The following is a 1,710-nucleotide window of genomic DNA, read 5'->3' as shown; positions in this document are numbered from 1 at the left end:
CGCCTCCAGGAAACTCGCCGCTTGAACCGGACCGCCCGGGCCCCGGTCCAGCTCCTGGAACGCCGACACGTTCAGAGCCGCGTCGTAGTCGAACCGCTCCGCCAGCCCGTCGCCGTGGCGCGCCTCCTCGACCTGCCCGTTGCCGTCGTACCGGTAGCCCGTCGTGCCCCAGCGCCTATCGGCGATCGACACCGGCTCGGATGCCCGGTTCCAGCCGTAGACCCGTTCCAGCGCCGGGACGGGTGCCGCCCCCGGCAGGGCCCCGCGCCCGGCGACCTAGCGCACCAGCCGACCGGCCGGATCGTGCCCGCTCGCCAGCGCGAAGCCGCGCCCGCTCTCGCGCTGCGTCTCGCGGCCCGCCGCGTCGTGGAACAGCCGCAACGGCGTGTGCTCGCCGATGCGCAGCTCGGCCAGCGCCCCGAGCGGATCGTAGGCGCTCGCCACCGCCGCCCCGAGACCGGTGCGGGCGGTGCGGTGGCCGCAGCAATCGTAGGTGCTGTCGATCCGGCGCCCGTTCACCGTCTCGGCCACACCCGCCCGAGCCGGTCGCGCTCCAGCGCGACCCGGGCCCCGGCGTTGTGCGCCTCCACGAGCTGCCCGGCGCGGTCGTAGGCGAAGCGGGCGACCTGCCCAGCTCCGTCCGGCCCGGTCACCGTCTCGTCCAAGAGCCGCCCCGAGGCGTCCCAGTCATAGGCCGTGCGGGTGCCGTCGGCGGCCTGCTTCGCGGTGAGCCGGCCGGCCCGGTCGTGGTATAGGTCGTGCACAGCCCGTCGAAGTCGGTCTCGGCCACTACGGCGCCGGTGTCGTCGCGCGCGAAGGTCCAGTGCCGGCCGCGCTGGTTCTCGACTTGCTCCAGCGCTCGTCTGCGCCGTGCAAACTCGAAAATTCAATTATGTCGCTGGTCGATTATGAAGGGCTATAACATCTCCACCTAAAGATATATCGAGCTTGTATCCCTCAATTACATCTAAAAGCCCCAAGTTGGTCAACTCTTCTATCTCTGCTGCTTCATTTCCATCATCGCCCCAACCAAACCAACGTGCTTCGCTGTACCTGTCAGATGAGCAAGCTATATCAATGTCATAAGTGCAAACTTCAAATTCTGCAGAACACCCGGCTATTTTTCCATTTTTCATTTTCATAAGATAAATATAATCGCTTTGTCCAAAGTTTCCAGCGTTATATGCCATTGCTACATAGTATATCATCTGCGACACCTAGTATGGAAAAGCGGTCACGACGGTGTTTGTTCCAGGTAATGTTACAATTCTCACGTTGTTTAGAATTGGGTTGGAAGCAGATGCTCCGACCCTGCCTCCCTGCAATCCTGCGTTGGGATATGGGACGTCATAAATCCAATTTCCATTTGGTCCAATCGTCGGAGTGATTCCATTTTTCACTGCTTCGGCCCATGCTCTGTTTGTTGTCTGTATAGGATCGTCAGCAAAAACACTTTGTATTGGCCTGTTTGGAATGTCACTTCCGTGCTTATTGACATGGTCTACTGATGATTCTCCGGTCTTCGGGTGTTGTCTTGTCCAGTCAAGACTGCCGCTTGCAGGACAACAACCAGCCAATCCGAGAGGATCGGCAAAAAACAAAGGATTGGAAACATATCCTGCCAGGCGGAAGCCGCCAGATATTCCTATTGGATCTGGCGAGATATACTGCGTCGTCAACGGATCATAATACCGGAACCGGTTGTAGACG

At 60.1% G+C, this 1,710-nt stretch carries 5 protein-coding genes; all 5 read right to left on the bottom strand.

From position 1 onward, the window contains the following. Positions 1-192, bottom strand: a 192-nt coding sequence (locus QR78_RS28015; protein WP_048430900.1) for a hypothetical protein, incomplete at its 3' end; no start/stop codon positions are given. 84 nt (positions 193-276) lie between these two features. After that, positions 277-531 carry a hypothetical protein gene (locus tag QR78_RS28010; RefSeq protein ID WP_048430899.1) on the bottom strand — a complete coding sequence of 85 codons (255 nt, stop codon included), beginning with the start codon at positions 529-531 and terminating at the stop codon, positions 277-279. After that, entirely contained in the window at positions 516-764 is a 249-nt protein-coding gene (locus QR78_RS28005) for an RHS repeat domain-containing protein (protein WP_048430898.1), read from the bottom strand. Before QR78_RS28005 ends, QR78_RS28010 begins: the two co-directional genes overlap by 16 nt. Positions 765-890: 126 nt before the next feature. After that, complete coding sequence (locus tag QR78_RS34505; RefSeq protein WP_125901405.1) at positions 891-1,208, bottom strand: hypothetical protein; 318 nt, start codon at positions 1,206-1,208, stop codon at positions 891-893. Positions 1,209-1,217: 9 nt separating this feature from the next. Then, positions 1,218-1,710, bottom strand: a 493-nt coding sequence (locus QR78_RS33295) for an RHS repeat-associated core domain-containing protein (protein ID WP_202972806.1), incomplete at its 5' end; no start/stop codon positions are given.

It is taken from the genome of Methylobacterium indicum (assembly GCF_001043895.1).
GTDB lineage: Bacteria > Pseudomonadota > Alphaproteobacteria > Rhizobiales > Beijerinckiaceae > Methylobacterium > Methylobacterium indicum.
Note: the sequence above shows the minus strand (reverse complement) of the source record. Positions and strands in the feature narration are given on the sequence as shown.